The sequence below is a fragment of the Ochrobactrum sp. RH2CCR150 genome (assembly GCA_014138095.1).
GTDB lineage: Bacteria > Pseudomonadota > Alphaproteobacteria > Rhizobiales > Rhizobiaceae > Brucella > Brucella gambitense.
The window spans coordinates 36,208-50,627 of the sequence record JACGXE010000002.1 but is presented as its reverse complement, the minus strand read 5'-3'; the positions used below and the strand labels follow the sequence as shown (position 1 = coordinate 50,627).

Sequence of the window (14,420 nt, the reverse complement as noted above, 5' to 3'; positions counted from 1 at the left end):
GCGCACTAAAAAGGAACCAGCATGAGCCAGACCATCCGCCTTGGCGCTGATATCGGCGGCACCTTCACCGACATCGCGCTCGAATGCAAAGGCGCGCTCTATTCCACGAAGGTTCTGACCAATTACAGCGCGCCCGAACAGGCGATCCTCGACGGCATTGCCATTGTGACCCGCGATGCGGGCATCAGCCCCGCCGATCTCGACATTGTCATTCATGGCACCACACTGGCCACCAACGCGCTGATCGAACGTCGCGGCGCGCGTACCGCCTTTGTGACGACGGATGGCTTTCGCGATGTCATCGAAATGCGTACCGAAAGCCGCTTCGAGCAATATGATCTCAATCTGCGCCTGCCGAAGCCGCTGATCCCGCGTGAGGATCGCTTTGCAGTCAAAGGGCGCATCGGCGCGCAGGGGCAGGAACTGCTGGCCCTCGACGAAGCGGCGCTGGAGGCCATTGCCGACACCATTGCCGCGGGTGGTTTCGGCGCTGTGGCCATTGGCTTCATCCACTCCTATATGAACCCGGACCACGAGCGCCGCGCCCGCGATATCATCGCGCGCAAGGTTTCTGTGCCGGTTTCCATTTCCTCCGAAGTCTCGCCGCAGATGCGCGAGTTCGAGCGCTTCAACACCGTATGCGCCAATGCCTATGTGCGTCCGCAGATGGCGGATTATCTCTCCCGCTTGCAGGTGCGTCTGGCGGAGATGGGCGCAAAGTGCCCGGTCTTCCTCATCCACTCCGGCGGCGGGCTGATCACCGTAGAGACCGCATCCGAATTCCCGGTGCGTCTTGTTGAATCAGGACCGGCAGGCGGTGCGATCTTTGCTGCCGATGTGGCGCAGCGCTTTGGCCTCGACAGAGTGGTAAGCTATGACATGGGCGGCACGACCGCCAAGATCTGCCTGATCGAAGATTTTGCTCCCAAGACTGCCCGCACATTCGAAGTGGCCCGCACCTATCGCTTCTGCAAAGGATCGGGCATGCCGATCTCCATTCCGGTGATCGAGATGATCGAGATCGGCGCGGGCGGCGGCTCTATCGCATGGGTAGACGCCATGGGCCGCATCCAGACCGGCCCGGAATCGGCAGCTTCCGAACCCGGCCCGGCCTCCTATCAGCGCGGCGGCGAACGCCCCGCCATCACCGATGCCGATCTGCTGCTCGGCAAGCTTGACCCGGATAATTTTGCCGGTGGCGCAATCCGGCTATCGGTGGAGAATGCCGCCAAAGCCGTGGCGCGCGATGTGGGAGACAAACTAAACATCGCCGTCGAGCCTGCCGCCTTCGGCATCTGCGAAGTGGTGGACGAGAACATGGCCAACGCCGCCCGCGTTCACGCGGTGGAAAACGGCAAGAATATTTCCGACAATATCATGATCGCCTTTGGCGGCGCGGCCCCGCTGCATGCGGCGCGCCTGTGCGAAAAGCTCGGCATCGGCCAGTGCCTGATCCCTACTGGCGCAGGCGTGGGCTCGGCCATCGGCTTTCTCAAGGCGCCATTCGGCTATGAGGCGCTGGCCTCGAAGATCGTTCGCATGTCGGACTTCAAGGCTGCCAGCGTCAACACGCTTCTGGACGAACTGAAGACGACGGCGGAAGGCTTTGTCCGCGCAGGCACGAACGGAAAGGTGCTGCGTGAAATCACCGCCTTCATGCGCTATGTCGGTCAGGGCTGGGAAATCCCGGTGACGCTGCCCGACCGCAGCTTTACCGAAGCCGACGCAGAACTGATCCGCGACAGCTTCCGGCAAAATTATGCCCGTTTCTTCGGTCGCGCCATTGATGGGCTGGATGGTCTTGAAATCGAGATCGTGACCTGGTCGGTCAAGGCGCAGGACGAGCGCCCCGCACCGGAACGCCATGTGCTGACCTTCGGTCGCTCGACCGTTGAAACGCCGGTTACCCGCGCCGTCTTCGACCCCGCGGAGGCCGCCAATCTGACGACCGCCATTGTGGAACGCCACACGCTTGCACCCGGCGCGCGCGTCAGCGGCCCAGCCGTGATCGTCGAACGGGAAACCTCCACCGTTGTCACCTCGCCCTTCGATGTGGTCATGCAGGATGACGGCGCCCTTCTTCTCCTGCGCAAGGAAACAGCAGCATGAGCGACGCGACACAGGAAATCCGCATGCAGGTCATGTGGAACCGTCTGATCTCGGTTGTCGAGGAACAGGCGCTCACCCTTCTGCGCACGGCCTTCTCCACCTCGGTTCGCGAGGCGGGCGACCTGTCCGCCGGTGTGTTCGACCCGCAGGGACGCATGCTGGCGCAGGCCGTGACCGGCACGCCCGGACATGTGAACACCATGGCCGAGGCCGTGCTGCATTTCATGGCCGAAATCCCGCGCGAGGAGATGTATCCCGGCGACACCTATGTCACCAACGATCCATGGAAAGGCACCGGCCATCTGCACGACATCACCATGGTGTCGCCGTCCTTCCTCGGCGACACGCTGGTCGGCTTCTTTGCCTGTACGGCGCATGTGGTCGATGTCGGTGGTCGCGGCTTTGGCGCCGACGGCAAGTCGGTCTATGAAGAGGGCATCCAGATTCCGATCATGAAGTTTGCCGAGCGTGGCGCGGTGAACAAGGATCTGGTGCGCATGCTGCGCGCCAATGTGCGCGAGCCCAATCAGGTTGTCGGCGATTTCTATTCGCTCGCCGCCTGTAACGATGTCGGCCATAACCGCCTCATCGACATGATGCAGGAAATCGGCCTGACATCGCTCGACATGCTGGGCGAGTTCATCTTTGCGCGGACCCGCGCCGCGACGCTGGATCGCATCCGCGCATTGCCGAAGGGCCAGTGGTCGAACGAACTTGTCACCGATGGTTACGACAAGCCGATCAGCCTCGCGGCGAAGGTCGAGATTGAAGGCGACGCGGTCAATGTCGATTTTGCGGGCAGCGATGCCGTCAGCCCTTGGGGCATCAATGTCCCGATCATCTACACCAAGGCCTATGCCTGCTATGCCCTGAAATGCGTGATCGCGCCGGATATCCCCAACAACTGGGCGTCGCTGGAACTGTTCACGATCTCCTCGCCGGTCAACATCCTGAATGCCGAGCGCCCCGCCCCGGTGTCACTGCGCCACGTCATCGGCCATATGGTTCCAGACCTCGTGCTCGGTGCGCTGGCCAAGGCCCTGCCCGGCCAGATTCTGGCCGAAGGCGCTGCCGCGTTGTGGAACATCCACATTTCGGCGCGTCCCGTGGCAGGTCAAACCGGACGCAAAGCCGAAATCCTGATGTTCAACTCCGGCGGCATGGGCGCACGTCCGGAGCTTGACGGCCTGTCGGCAACCGCTTTCCCGTCCGGGGTGATGACCATGCCGATTGAGGCGACCGAGCATACAGGGCCGATTGTCGTCTGGCGCAAGGAACTGCGTCCCGATTCCGGCGGCGACGGCGAATATCGCGGCGGCCTCGGTCAGACGATTGAAATCGAGGCCATTCCCGGCCACGAATTTGATTTTTCGGCGATGTTCGACCGCGTTCACCATCGTGCCAGAGGCCGCAATGGCGGCAGCGAAGGCGCGCCGGGCGTGGTGGCTCTGGATGACGGCACCAAGCTGAAGCCGAAAGGCTGGCAGCATGTCCCGTCGGGCCGGAGGCTGGTGCTGCAACTGCCGGGCGGTGGTGGTTACGGCGAGCCACAGAACCGCGACCCGCAAGCCCGCGCCGAAGATATTTCGAAGGGCTATGTGTCGACCAAGTGAAATAAAATGCAACATCGGCCCGAAATCAGTTCTGATCTTCGGGCCGATGACATAGAAAATAGCGTTTCCGGCAAAACCAAATAGATGATCAGCCGGCATTCTTGATGGAGCGATATGAGCGAGCGGACTGTCAGACTGCCCCCTCTCAACGCGCTGCGTGTGTTTCACGCGGTCATGCGCCACCGCAGTTTTCGCAGCGCCGCCGACGATCTTCTGGTCAGCCCGCAAGCTGTCAGCCAGCAGATCAAGCAGCTTGAAGAAACGACTGGCGTTCAACTCTTTGAGCGGAAGGGGCGCACGGTCGAACCGACCGAGAATGCCATTCTGCTCGGCCACTATGTCCAGTCCGGCTTTGCCGAATTTGCCGAGGGTATCCGTCGCATCAGCAAGACCGGCCCTCGCGACCGGATCAATATCAATGCCAGCCCCTATTTTGCGACGCGCTATCTGCTCGAGAAGCTGGGCGGCTTTCGCGACATTGTGCCCGGAGCCGATCTGCGCCTGACAACCATGGTGGAGCTGCCGGACTTTGCCCGCGACGATGTGGATGTCGCCATACAATGGGGTTTTGAAGGCGATATTCAGGGCAGCTGGAAAAACTATGAGACCAGACTTCTGACCCGCGACGTCAAGGTGATCTGCTGTACGCCCGATCTGGCACGCCAAATCGCGTCACCCGCCGATCTTCTCATGATGACCCTGCTGCATCCCGTGCTTTCAGGCGACCTGTGGGCCGATGTTCTGGCGCATATGGGCGTGGCCTTCGACCCGGCGGCGGGCAATATGCGCCTGCAAGACGCCGCCACCATGCGCCGCGCCACCGTGGCGGGCCTGGGCGTCGGACTGCTCTCCATCGCCGATGCGGAGGAAGACCTCAAGCTTGGGCGTCTCGTCGCGCCTTTTGGGCGCGAGATCATGAGCACCATGCCAGAAGCAAAGGTGCCGGGCTTTTATCTTGTCTTCCCGAAAGCGCATCTGCGCGTCGCTGCCATCGCAGCTTTCTGCAAATGGCTGCAACAACAGGACTGGGATTTTAAACCCGTTCCAGCTTGATATGCGGCAGAGGCGGCAGCTCGACCTCAATCGGATCGTCGGCGCGCACATGCCCACCGGACAGAACGATGGTCATGACGCCCGTCTTGCGGATCACTTCCCCATCGGGCGTCTTGTCGAGCACTGCCGAGAGAAGACCCTTCTGGAAGTTTTCGATCTGCGGGCACGGATTGCGCAGGCCTGTCACCTGCAACACCACATCCTTGCCGATTTTCAGCAATGCGTCCCTCGGCAGGCCCAGCAGATCAACGCCGCGCGTGGTGACATTCTCGCCAAGATCGGCAGGCGCAATCTGAAAGCCTTTTTCCGCCAGTTCGTCGAAAAGTTCGGCCTGAATGAGATGTACCTGTCGCAGATTTGGCTGGGTCGGGTCCACTTTCACGCGCGAACGGTGCTTTACCGTTGTGCCCTGATGCGCATCGCCCTCGACGCCGAGCCCGGTGAGGATATGGATTTCCGCTACGGGCTGCTTGGAAAAGCGATGTTCGCCATCGCGTGCAACGGCCACGACAAATCCAGCACCCATGATCCTCATCCCATCTATCGCTTTGGCCGCCCTTTTGTTAGGGAGCCAATTATTGTTCAGGAGAATATTTCTCGAAGGGAAAAAACTCTCCTGGCCTGCTATCATAGGTTATAAGACATTTATGTGAATGCAGGCAGGACGAGGCGCAGATTGCAACAGAAAAACGCGCGAGACGAGTTCCGCTGGGGAATATGGGGAACTGGCGCCATTGCCAGCGCCTTTGCAGCCGATATTGCGGCCATTGACGGCATGCGCGTTTCCGCCGTGTGCTCGCGCACGCTGGAAGCAGCGGAAGTCTTCGGCAACCGTGTCGGCGCCGACAAGACCTTCAACGCAGTGGGTACATTTCTTGCCGACCCGGATATCAATGCGGTCTATGTCGCGACACCCAGCGCCATGCATGTCGCCCAGACCTTGCAGGTCATCGCCGCAGGCAAACCCTGCCTGACCGAAAAGCCGCTGGCGCTCGATGCTGCAGGGGCAGCGCGTCTTGCCGCAGCCAGCGAAATCAGCCGGACTTTCGTGATGGAAGCGATGTGGTCGCGGTTTCTGCCTGCCATACAGGCGGCGAAGCAGCATATTGAGACCGGCACTATCGGCAAGGTCACGCGCATCGAGGCAGACCTCTCCTATCTTCGCGCCTATGATCGACAGAGCCGCTTCTTCGATCCCGAACTTGGCGGCGGGGCGGCATTCGACCTCGGCGTCTATCCGGTCTCGCTGGCGCTGTTCTTCATGGGAGCGCCGGAGCGCTCGCAGGGTCGCTGCAAGCGCGCGGACAATGGCGTCGACCTGCGCACGGAGATTGAACTGTCCTGGCCCGATGCAGAAGCCCGACTGTCCTGCGGCTTCGACCGGGACGGCGACAATCGCATGCTGATCACGGGAACCAAGGGCGCGCTCTTGCTGCACGGGCCTTTCCTGAAAGCCCAGCGTCTGACGATCTATTCCGCTGGTGCATTGAAATCGCCCTTCGGTCCGGGCAAAGGCTCCGGCCTGATCGGCAAGATCATCAACCGCCTGCCCCTGCCGGGCCGTAAAATCGAAAGCCACGCCTTTTCCGGCAACGGCCTTCAGTTTCAGGCGCTTGCCGTGCGCGATGCTGTTGTGAACGGTGCGATTTCAAGTCCGGTCATGCCGCTGGCGGACAGTACAGCCGTGGCGGACATTCTGCATCGGATCGTATCGCGGGATTAGAAACTGCTCTTCATTTTATATGGAACTGCGCTATCACCAGCATTGTTGAGCGCCAATGCAATTTCGGTGATGTGCAGCGCCACATCGCCGGAAAAGAACGCCGTCTCTCCCGTTTGGATGGCGCGCGCCTGATCGACGATACCGCGCGCAAAATCGATCTGCGACGGAAAGGACGGCAAAGCAGCTTTGCTGCCCTTCGGATAGGGCAGCTTCTTGCCCGCGACGGGCTTCCACGATAGGAATTTGCCGATCCGCACTTCGAGAATGATGAACAGCCGCGCCCAGAACCGTGTCTTTTCATCCGCCTTCTCAAGACGCACGGCAGAGCGATTGTCCCACAGATCGTCAACGCTGATCGAGCCCTTGTCGCCCACCACCGTCAGGCTGCGATCACGCGGCATGGCCAGACCCGATGTCAGCCGCGCCACGAGGCCCGACTTGAAACGCAGGCAACCGACGGAAAAATCGGGAGCCATCTGAAGATGCTCGGTGCCCGGCCCCTTGTCGGGAAAGGTGATCGCGGAAAACGCCGTCACGCTTTCCACCGGACCGAACAGCGAAACCAGCCATGACAGCGCATAGCCTGCATGTTCAAGCGTACAGCCGATTTCAAATTCGTGCAGGCCGGGCCAGACCGCGCCGGACTGCGAGCGCCATGTCGACCATCTGTCGCGAAACACAGGGCCGTCTTCCATCTGTGCATAGACCAGACGCGGCGTGCCAACAGCGTCGATTGCGGACGAGACCAGTTTCTGCGCATCGCTGAGACCGTTGGCAGGCGCTGCGGCCAGTGTCAGGCCACGGCTCGCGGCAAAATCGACCAGCGCCTTGGCCTCATCGAAACTCATCGCAAGCGGCTTTTCGGAATAGACATGCTTGCCCGCCGCCAATACCGCCCGCGAGATCTCGTAATGGCTTTCCGGCGTCGTCAGATTGACGACGATCTGCACGTCCGGATCGGCCAACACGGCGTCGAAACTATCATAGACCTGCGCGCCATAATGCGCTGCAAACGCCTTGAGCCGTTCCGGCGACCGATCATAGACACCGCGCAGCACAAGCTCGGGGTAATTGCGCAAGGTGGTCATGTAATAATCGGCAACGAAACCCGTACCGACAATCGCAATATTCATGAATGATCTCCGATAGAGGCGGCTCGCATTGTCAGTCCAGCTTTTTCGGTATGCTGATTCTGGATGTCAGACGCAGCCCGAAAATCCCGAACAGGGTGGTGAGCCAGACCGGATCGACACGCCGGAAGAAGAAACTCTCCATCATCGCATTCAACGTGCAGAAGAACACGATCATCAGGAAGTAATCGGCAAGAAGCAGGTTCTCGCGCTGCGGCCTGCACCGGATGTAATTGATCAGCGGCATCACGATGATCACCGTCACGCCACAGATCAGCCCCGGAATGCCCATGGCCACCACCAGATCGAGATAGCCATTATGGGCATGGACCATGTTGCGCACGTCCCAGCCGAGATAATAGGGGCTGGCCGCTTCCAGCGCGATGGGCGACTTCCAGAAGCTTTCATAGCCGTAGCCCGTCCACCATCGGCCCGGCAGATTTTCGATGGCGAACTGCCAGATCGACACACGTCCGGTGAAAGTGGCATCGATACCGAGACCCTCGACAAAGATGCGGATCGGCTCGAACAGAACCGAACCGAAGGTCAGCAGCGCGAACATGAACTGAATGGAAAAGATCGCCGCGACCGTCACAAATCGCAGGCCAAAAGCACCCGGCACCATCACCAGCAGCATGGCCAGCGGCACCAGCGCCATGGTGGTTTTGGACCCGGTCTGCGCAACGAAGAACAAGGCCGACAGGCCGATCAGCAGGCCGCTTGCGCGCCAGCCGCGTCGCCAGAGATAGAGCCCTGAAAAGGCGAAAGCCGCCATGACCGGACCGGCAACATTCTTATGGCTGAAGACACCGCGCCAGAGGTAAGAGTTCTGCGGTTCAATCGGGTCTGCCCCATGCGTACCAAGCGATGGCAACAGCACGACACCGGCATAGGAAATGACCAGCACAACGGAGGCTACAGTCATCAAAAGCCGCGCATAGCCCTCACCGTCTTGCGGCAGTGCGAGAACCGCGACGACACAGCAAACACCGATCATCGTGAAAATAGCGCCGCGCATCACCACGCCGGGATAGATGCTCTGCATGAGCGACGCAAACAACAGAAGAAACATCAGCGACCAGCCGAAGCCGACGATCCGCGCCACTTTTCGCGGGTCGGCCAGCGTGACAAGCGCCGCCATGGCCCCAATGCCCAGAAGGCTGAAGCCGAGCTGATTGACGATATCGCCGCTGCCGCCGCCATCGCTTTCAGGCTCGGGCATGAAAGGACGAAACGAAATCATCAGGACGCACATGATGATCACAGCGACAACCAGCGCGACCTTGCGCATCTGCGCGCGGTGCGCTCCCGCAACCCCGGCGGCAACAGCGCCGGAGGCGCCGCTGTCAGTTTTTGTCGGGGTTACGATACTGCTCATGCTCATATCCAAAATGCGCCATGACCCGACCCAATCCGACATGGATATAATAGGCGCCGACGGAAACCGACCGCGCCTGAACTCCCTTGTACAAGGCCTTGACCGGCGAGAAGCCAAGCAGAAGCGCACTCTTCAGAAAAACCCGCGCTGCGCTGAACGGTTCGTCCTTGCGCTTGCGCCGCTCCATCATGGTTGAAATCATACCGTTGCGCAAACCGCGCGCCCGGATCCAGTCGCCCTCCAGCCGCCGCGCCGGGACGGTTTCATGCACCGGGGCTTCCGCGCACCAGCCCGTTTTGAAACCCTTGGCGACCGAACGGCTGATGAAATCGGAATCGCCGCCGCCGGTGAAGTTGAACATCGGATCGAGAAACGGAAAACCCGCCGCTTCCAGCACAGGCCGGGCGACGGCCAGATTGCCCGACGAATAGAGAGTTGGCACCGGCCCGCTGCGCTGATAGGTCGGCAGGAACACCGGGTGACGTGCCCAGTCCTCAGAGCCCGGGCGATCGAAGACCGGCACCTGCGGACCGCCGACCAGATCGACGGAATAGCGTTCCGCCGCCGCCATCATGTTTTCCAGCCATGACGGATCGGCCAGTTCGTCATCGTCGATCACCAGAACATGTTTCATGTTTGTGAAGTAACCGAGCGCGGTCAGCCAGGCGGCATTATAGGCGTTGCAATTGCCGCGCTGCGTTTCCACGATCACCAGACCACGATGGGTTCCAGCCGCGAAAAGTGGGGCTGCAACCTTGGCGCCCGCCCGTTCTTCCGCCTCATTTTCAACAACGATGATAGCAAATTGCCGCCCGGTCACCTGCGCCTTCAGGCTCTCCAGCGTTCGCAGAAGATGCTCGGGACGGCGAAATGTCGGCAGCGTCACCACCACCTCGACATTCACAAAATCCAAATGGGGTGTTTGCGTGACGACTTGAACATGATCGGGAAGCTTCGGCGTCGTGTTGTCCATTATAATTTCAACCGCGCCCTATCATCCGATGCAAAACCAATTGGCACTTTTGCCGGAAATGCCCTAATTTTGACACGTAAACTTCCCTATGCCACATCAATTATTCAATTGGTGCGGTTGTACTCAAAGACAGCGCCCAACTCGATTCAAATAATTTATTTCGAGCCTTATTATCAGGCGAGCGTTTAAGGATCATTTACACCGCGCCGCTATGACTCATGGCATAGGAAATACGGCATATCCCCAGGAGTCGAATTGCTACCGTTGCGTCTTGTCTTCGTGACCTCCCTTGTACCCCACGAAGATGCTTCGACTGGATATGAAGTCGCCAATGCCGCAGTCATCACCGGGCTGCGTCGGGCCGGCGCACATGTCACCGTGATCGGTTTCACATGGCCGGGACGCAAGGCTGCCGCCGACGCGGATGTCGTGGTGCTGGGTGAGGTGGAAGTGCGTACCGAAGGCGCAAGCGCCGCGCGGAAAATCGGCTGGGTCATCAAATCCTTCCTCACCGGCCTGACGGTTTCCTCCGCCAAGCTGCGCGTCATTCCTCCGATGAAACTGCATGAAACCATTGCTGCTTGTGGCGATTTTGACGCCTATGTGCTGAACGGCGTCGCACTTGCGGGCGCGTTCGAATCCGTATTTCGCGACAAGCCATCGCTTTTTGTTGCGCATAATGTGGAGCACCGCTCAGCGCGCGAGAATGCCGAAGATGCCAGGGGCATTATCCAGAAGCTTCTGTTTGCCCGCGAAGCCAGCATTCTCAAGCGGCTGGAAAAGCGGCTTTGCGACAATTCGGCCTTCGTCTTCACCTTTGCCGAGGACGATGCGCCAGCGCTTGGCCTCTCCCCGGAAAAAGCCGCAACCTTCCCGCTGGTCATGCCAGCCGGACGCAGATCGGCCAAACGCGAGATCGAATATGACCTTGCTTTGATTGGCACCTGGACATGGCATCCAAACCGGATCGGCCTCGAATGGTTCCTCAGAGAGGTCAGACCGCTGCTGCCATCGGATGTAACAATCGCGATTGCCGGCAGCACGCCAGCCGATCTGATTGCCGCCTGGCCGGGCGTGAATTTCGTCGGCAAAGTACCGGACGCCACCGCCTTTGTCGAAAGTTGCGCCGTCGTACCGCTGATCAGCCGCGCGGGCACCGGCGTTCAGCTCAAGACTATCGAAACCTTCGAGTTGGGCATGCCGAGCGTCGCCACGCCGCATTCCGTGCGTGGCATCGCGCGCATTCCTGAGAACTGCACCCTTGCCGACACGCCCGCGAAATTTGCAGCAGCAATCAAGACGCGCATTGCGACGGCCCGAGCAGGCGACCGCCAGATGCTCGACGGCAAGGCCTTTACCCACTCGCAGATTGAAGGCATGGATCAGGCGCTGAAACGCGGGCTGGAAGCGCTGCGTCAGGCTGCGAAGCGCGCGGCCGGAATCCAATGATGCTGGAACGCAGTTCTGCCCCAACCCGCAATATTCTTGGCATTGACGTCGCCTGCTTCGACTGGAGCGAAGCGCTCGACTTTTTCGACAAGACGCTCGAAGGCGGGCAGTTCCAGCGCGTGGCATGGCTCAACGCCCATTGCGCCAATGTTGCGCATGTCGATGCGACCTATAAGCAGGCTTTGCAGGGTTTTCTCGTGCTGCCCGATGGTGTCGGCGTCGATATTGCAAGCAAGATCGCCTACGGGCTGAAATTCCCTGCCAATCTCAACGGAACGGATTTCGTGCCGCGCCTTCTCGGCCATATCAAGCGCCCGCTGCGCATTGGATTGATCGGCGGGCGGCCCGGCATTCCTGAAAAGGCCGCAGAAGCATTTCATGTGCTTGCGCCGCAGCATGACTATCGGGTCTATGCAGACGGTTTTTTCACTGCGGACCAGTTGACTGCCATCCTCGACCGGCTTGCAGCCGACAGGCCGGATATCCTGCTGGTCGCCATGGGCGTACCGTTGCAGGAACTGTTCATCGAGACACAAATCACAACAGCGCATTGCGCCATGGCCTGCGCGGTTGGCGCGCTGTTCGACTTTCAGGCTGGCGCAACGGAACGCGCACCACAATGGGTGCGCCAGATGCGGCTTGAATGGGCTTACCGGCTAATGCGCGAGCCCGTGCGACTGGCGGGACGCTATCTGGTTGGCAATCCGCTCTTCCTGTGGCGCGTCATGGTCCATGGACTTCCGGGATATTTCAAGCGAGGCAATCGATGAAAAACGCTATTGTCACGGCAAGCTATGACAAGGATTTCGAACGCTGCAAACTGCTGTGCGAGACGGTGGACGAATATGTGAGCGGTTACACCAATCACTACCTCCTCGTTGAACCGCGCGATGTCCCGCTTTTCCGTCAGCTGGCCGGACCACGCCGCATCGTCATCGATGAGCGCGAGCTGCTGCCCTCATGGCTGCATGTTTTTCCCGATCCGACCTCCCTCGGCAAACGCCGCATCTGGCTATCGCTGAAGACAAGGCCGCTGCGCGGCTGGCATGTGCAGCAATTGCGACGCATCGCCGTGGCGCAAGTGCTGAAGGAAGACAGTTTTCTCTATACCGATTCCGACACGGTCTTTCTCCATCCGTTCGACTGCAACAGTTTCTGGCACGAAGACCGGCTGCGCTTCTTCGTGCGTCCCAATGCTCTGGCCGACCCGAAATGGACAGAGCATCCGTTCTGGTCCGCCAATGCGGCAAAGGTTCTGGGTATTCCCGAGACCAAACCCTCGCTCAACGATTATGTCGGCCAGCTCATCGCCTGGCGGCGCGACACGATGCTTTCCATGTGCGAGCGCATCGAACAACAGACGGGACGCCACTGGGTGGCAGGCATCGGGATGGACCGCCGTTTTTCGGAATGTTTCATCTATGGCCGCTATGTGGAAGATGTGCTGAACGGCGCGGGTCACTATACCGACACGAGGGATCTGTGTCGGGTGATGTGGTTCGAGCCACCACCGAGCGAGGCGGAATTCCGCGCGTTCATCACCGAAATGGAGCCCTATCAGGTGGCCATCTGCATGCAGTCTTTCCTTGGCCTCTCGGTCGACGATATACGCCGCATTATCGGCGCATAAATTTAAATGCGCTTGGCGGGCAACCGTAAGCTCGTATAGGTGAAAACCAGCGACAGGATATAAAGCGCGCCGAACACGAGATTGAGGCCTGCAATCCAGTCATTGCCGCTGGCGGCATGGCGCAGCAGCAACCAGACAAACAGAGCCTTGGCTGCCGTCATGATGACGAGGCTGAGCGTGCGCAGACCCGACTGGCCGCGCGCATAGAGAAGCTCTGTCTGGTATTCGATGAGATTGCGAAAGCCCGGCACCAGCAATACCAGCGGCAGCAGGCTGACAATCGCCGCCACATTTGCGCCGAGCGCATTTGGAAACACCCAGAGGAAGATTGCAAGCGCCGCAAGACCGCCCACCGAAACGGCGAACACCGCCGCTTCCAGTCCTGCGCGCAGGCGCAGGCTCGACAGCATGTCCGGCTTGCGCATCAGTTTTTGCACCAGCATCATGTTGAAGGAGCGCACCGGCAGCGCCGTCAGATCGACCAGCCGCATGACGATGGCATAAAGCCCGGCAATTTCCGGCCCGCCGACACTGAGCACCAGCAATTTGTCCAGCTCGCTTTGCACATAGAAGAGCAGTTCCGCCCCGGCGACAGCAATCGAATCCGCGATGCGGCGTATATAAAGTTTGGGCCGAAAACGGATTTTTCTGCGCGGATAGAAATAGATCGACACCGCAAGCGCTACTGCGTTGGCCGCGAGATACCACCATGCCCAATGGGCAACATTGTGCACTGCCGCCATCCAGGTGAACAGTACCGCCGCCACTGCCCGCGTGACCGTGCCGAAAATGACGAGACCCGCCGAAATGCCAAACCGGTTGAGGCCGTTATTGACGATGATGATGACTTCCGCCGAGCGCCAGAACAGGGCTTCCGCCACGATGATGACGGCGAAGGGCAGAAGCGTGATATCCCGGCTGAAGAAGACCAGATAGACCAGCCACGAGCAGACGGCGAACAACGGCAGCGACGCCACCACCGCCATGAGATATCCGGCGCTATAGGTGCCGAGCAGATGCGGCTTGACGGTGGAGATGCGGTAAAGCGGCGAGGTGAAGCCCAGCGAAACGATGCGGGACAGCATGACGCCGGTGCCCGATGCGGTCGCGAAAATACCGAAATCGCCGGTCGGCAGCGTATTGGCGAGCGCGATGAAATAAACCAGCGACACCACGAGGCGCCCGACCGAACCGGAGATGAGCGAGAGATAATCCCTGAGCATGCCGGACTTGAGACCAGAAATTTTTTGAATTGCTTTCGCTATCACCAACGAGCCTTTGTGTTCGTCGCATCGCTCACAATCTGGCATGTTTCACGGGCCGAAGCGAAAAGCCAGCGCAAAACTTGGAATGGTTAACGGC

At 59.8% G+C, this 14,420-nt stretch carries 12 protein-coding genes; 7 read left to right on the top strand and 5 right to left on the bottom strand.

All coding sequences use genetic code 11. The features are described 5' to 3' along the window. The first annotated feature begins 21 nt into the window (after positions 1-21). From FHW03_RS03965 to FHW03_RS03955, 3 genes are all read left to right on the top strand, one after another. Positions 22-2,109, top strand: a complete 2,088-nt coding sequence (locus tag FHW03_RS03965; protein WP_182519471.1) for a hydantoinase/oxoprolinase family protein — start codon at positions 22-24, stop codon at positions 2,107-2,109. Next, positions 2,106-3,722, top strand: a complete 1,617-nt coding sequence (locus FHW03_RS03960; RefSeq protein WP_182519470.1) for a hydantoinase B/oxoprolinase family protein — start codon at positions 2,106-2,108, stop codon at positions 3,720-3,722. The genes FHW03_RS03965 and FHW03_RS03960 overlap by 4 nt, the downstream gene beginning before the upstream one ends. Positions 3,723-3,836: 114 nt before the next feature. Next, on the top strand, positions 3,837-4,775 hold the full coding sequence (locus tag FHW03_RS03955; RefSeq protein WP_182519469.1) for a LysR substrate-binding domain-containing protein: 939 nt from the start codon (positions 3,837-3,839) through the stop codon (positions 4,773-4,775). Here FHW03_RS03955 and FHW03_RS03950 read toward each other — a convergent pair. Beyond that, positions 4,756-5,301 carry an MOSC domain-containing protein gene (locus FHW03_RS03950; protein ID WP_182519468.1) on the bottom strand — a complete coding sequence of 182 codons (546 nt, stop codon included), beginning with the start codon at positions 5,299-5,301 and terminating at the stop codon, positions 4,756-4,758. The genes FHW03_RS03955 and FHW03_RS03950 overlap by 20 nt on opposite strands. A 150-nt stretch (positions 5,302-5,451) precedes the next feature. Between FHW03_RS03950 and FHW03_RS03945 the strand changes: the two genes are divergently transcribed. Then, positions 5,452-6,498 (top strand): Gfo/Idh/MocA family protein, encoded by a 1,047-nt coding sequence (locus tag FHW03_RS03945; RefSeq protein ID WP_182519467.1) that lies wholly within the window; start codon positions 5,452-5,454, stop codon positions 6,496-6,498. Here the strand turns inward: FHW03_RS03945 and FHW03_RS03940 are convergent. Genes FHW03_RS03940 through FHW03_RS03930 form a run of 3 tightly spaced genes read right to left on the bottom strand, consistent with a single transcriptional unit; the run spans position 6,495 to position 9,979 of the window. Next, positions 6,495-7,631, bottom strand: a complete 1,137-nt coding sequence (locus FHW03_RS03940) for a Gfo/Idh/MocA family protein (protein WP_182519466.1) — start codon at positions 7,629-7,631, stop codon at positions 6,495-6,497. The two genes, FHW03_RS03945 and FHW03_RS03940, sit on opposite strands and share 4 nt — an antisense overlap. A gap of 31 nt (positions 7,632-7,662) precedes the next feature. After that, on the bottom strand, positions 7,663-9,006 hold the full coding sequence (locus tag FHW03_RS03935) for an O-antigen ligase (RefSeq protein WP_182519465.1): 1,344 nt from the start codon (positions 9,004-9,006) through the stop codon (positions 7,663-7,665). After that, positions 8,975-9,979, bottom strand: a complete 1,005-nt coding sequence (locus tag FHW03_RS03930; protein ID WP_182519464.1) for a glycosyltransferase — start codon at positions 9,977-9,979, stop codon at positions 8,975-8,977. The genes FHW03_RS03935 and FHW03_RS03930 overlap by 32 nt, the downstream gene beginning before the upstream one ends. 264 nt (positions 9,980-10,243) lie before the next feature. Here FHW03_RS03930 and FHW03_RS03925 point away from each other — a divergent pair, with 264 nt between their 5' ends. The 3 genes from FHW03_RS03925 to FHW03_RS03915 are packed head-to-tail and all read left to right on the top strand — an operon-like array spanning position 10,244 to position 13,058. Then, the gene (locus tag FHW03_RS03925; protein WP_377514338.1) at positions 10,244-11,428 is read left to right on the top strand and encodes a glycosyltransferase; all 1,185 of its coding nucleotides are present in this window, start codon (positions 10,244-10,246) and stop codon (positions 11,426-11,428) included. After that, complete coding sequence (locus tag FHW03_RS03920) at positions 11,428-12,198, top strand: WecB/TagA/CpsF family glycosyltransferase (protein ID WP_182520036.1); 771 nt, start codon at positions 11,428-11,430, stop codon at positions 12,196-12,198. Before FHW03_RS03925 ends, FHW03_RS03920 begins: the two co-directional genes overlap by 1 nt. Beyond that, the gene (locus FHW03_RS03915) at positions 12,195-13,058 is read left to right on the top strand and encodes a DUF6492 family protein (RefSeq protein WP_182519462.1); all 864 of its coding nucleotides are present in this window, start codon (positions 12,195-12,197) and stop codon (positions 13,056-13,058) included. Before FHW03_RS03920 ends, FHW03_RS03915 begins: the two co-directional genes overlap by 4 nt. A gap of 2 nt (positions 13,059-13,060) precedes the next feature. Here FHW03_RS03915 and FHW03_RS03910 read toward each other — a convergent pair whose 3' ends face one another. After that, positions 13,061-14,326 (bottom strand): lipopolysaccharide biosynthesis protein, encoded by a 1,266-nt coding sequence (locus FHW03_RS03910; RefSeq protein ID WP_182519461.1) that lies wholly within the window; start codon positions 14,324-14,326, stop codon positions 13,061-13,063. Positions 14,327-14,420 lie beyond the last annotated feature (94 nt).

Bases quoted from the DNA above. Each gene is read 5' to 3' on its own strand.
- FHW03_RS03930 (WP_182519464.1), bottom strand. From the start codon at position 9,979: ATGGACAACACGACGCCGAAGCTTCCCGATCATGTTCAAGTCGTCACG.
- FHW03_RS03915 (WP_182519462.1), top strand. From the start codon at position 12,195: ATGAAAAACGCTATTGTCACGGCAAGCTATGACAAGGATTTCGAACGC.
- FHW03_RS03960 (WP_182519470.1), top strand. From the start codon at position 2,106: ATGAGCGACGCGACACAGGAAATCCGCATGCAGGTCATGTGGAACCGT.
- FHW03_RS03950 (WP_182519468.1), bottom strand. From the start codon at position 5,301: ATGGGTGCTGGATTTGTCGTGGCCGTTGCACGCGATGGCGAACATCGC.
- FHW03_RS03920 (WP_182520036.1), top strand. From the start codon at position 11,428: ATGCTGGAACGCAGTTCTGCCCCAACCCGCAATATTCTTGGCATTGAC.
- FHW03_RS03965 (WP_182519471.1), top strand. From the start codon at position 22: ATGAGCCAGACCATCCGCCTTGGCGCTGATATCGGCGGCACCTTCACC.
- FHW03_RS03955 (WP_182519469.1), top strand. From the start codon at position 3,837: ATGAGCGAGCGGACTGTCAGACTGCCCCCTCTCAACGCGCTGCGTGTG.
- FHW03_RS03940 (WP_182519466.1), bottom strand. From the start codon at position 7,631: ATGAATATTGCGATTGTCGGTACGGGTTTCGTTGCCGATTATTACATG.
- FHW03_RS03935 (WP_182519465.1), bottom strand. From the start codon at position 9,006: ATGAGCAGTATCGTAACCCCGACAAAAACTGACAGCGGCGCCTCCGGC.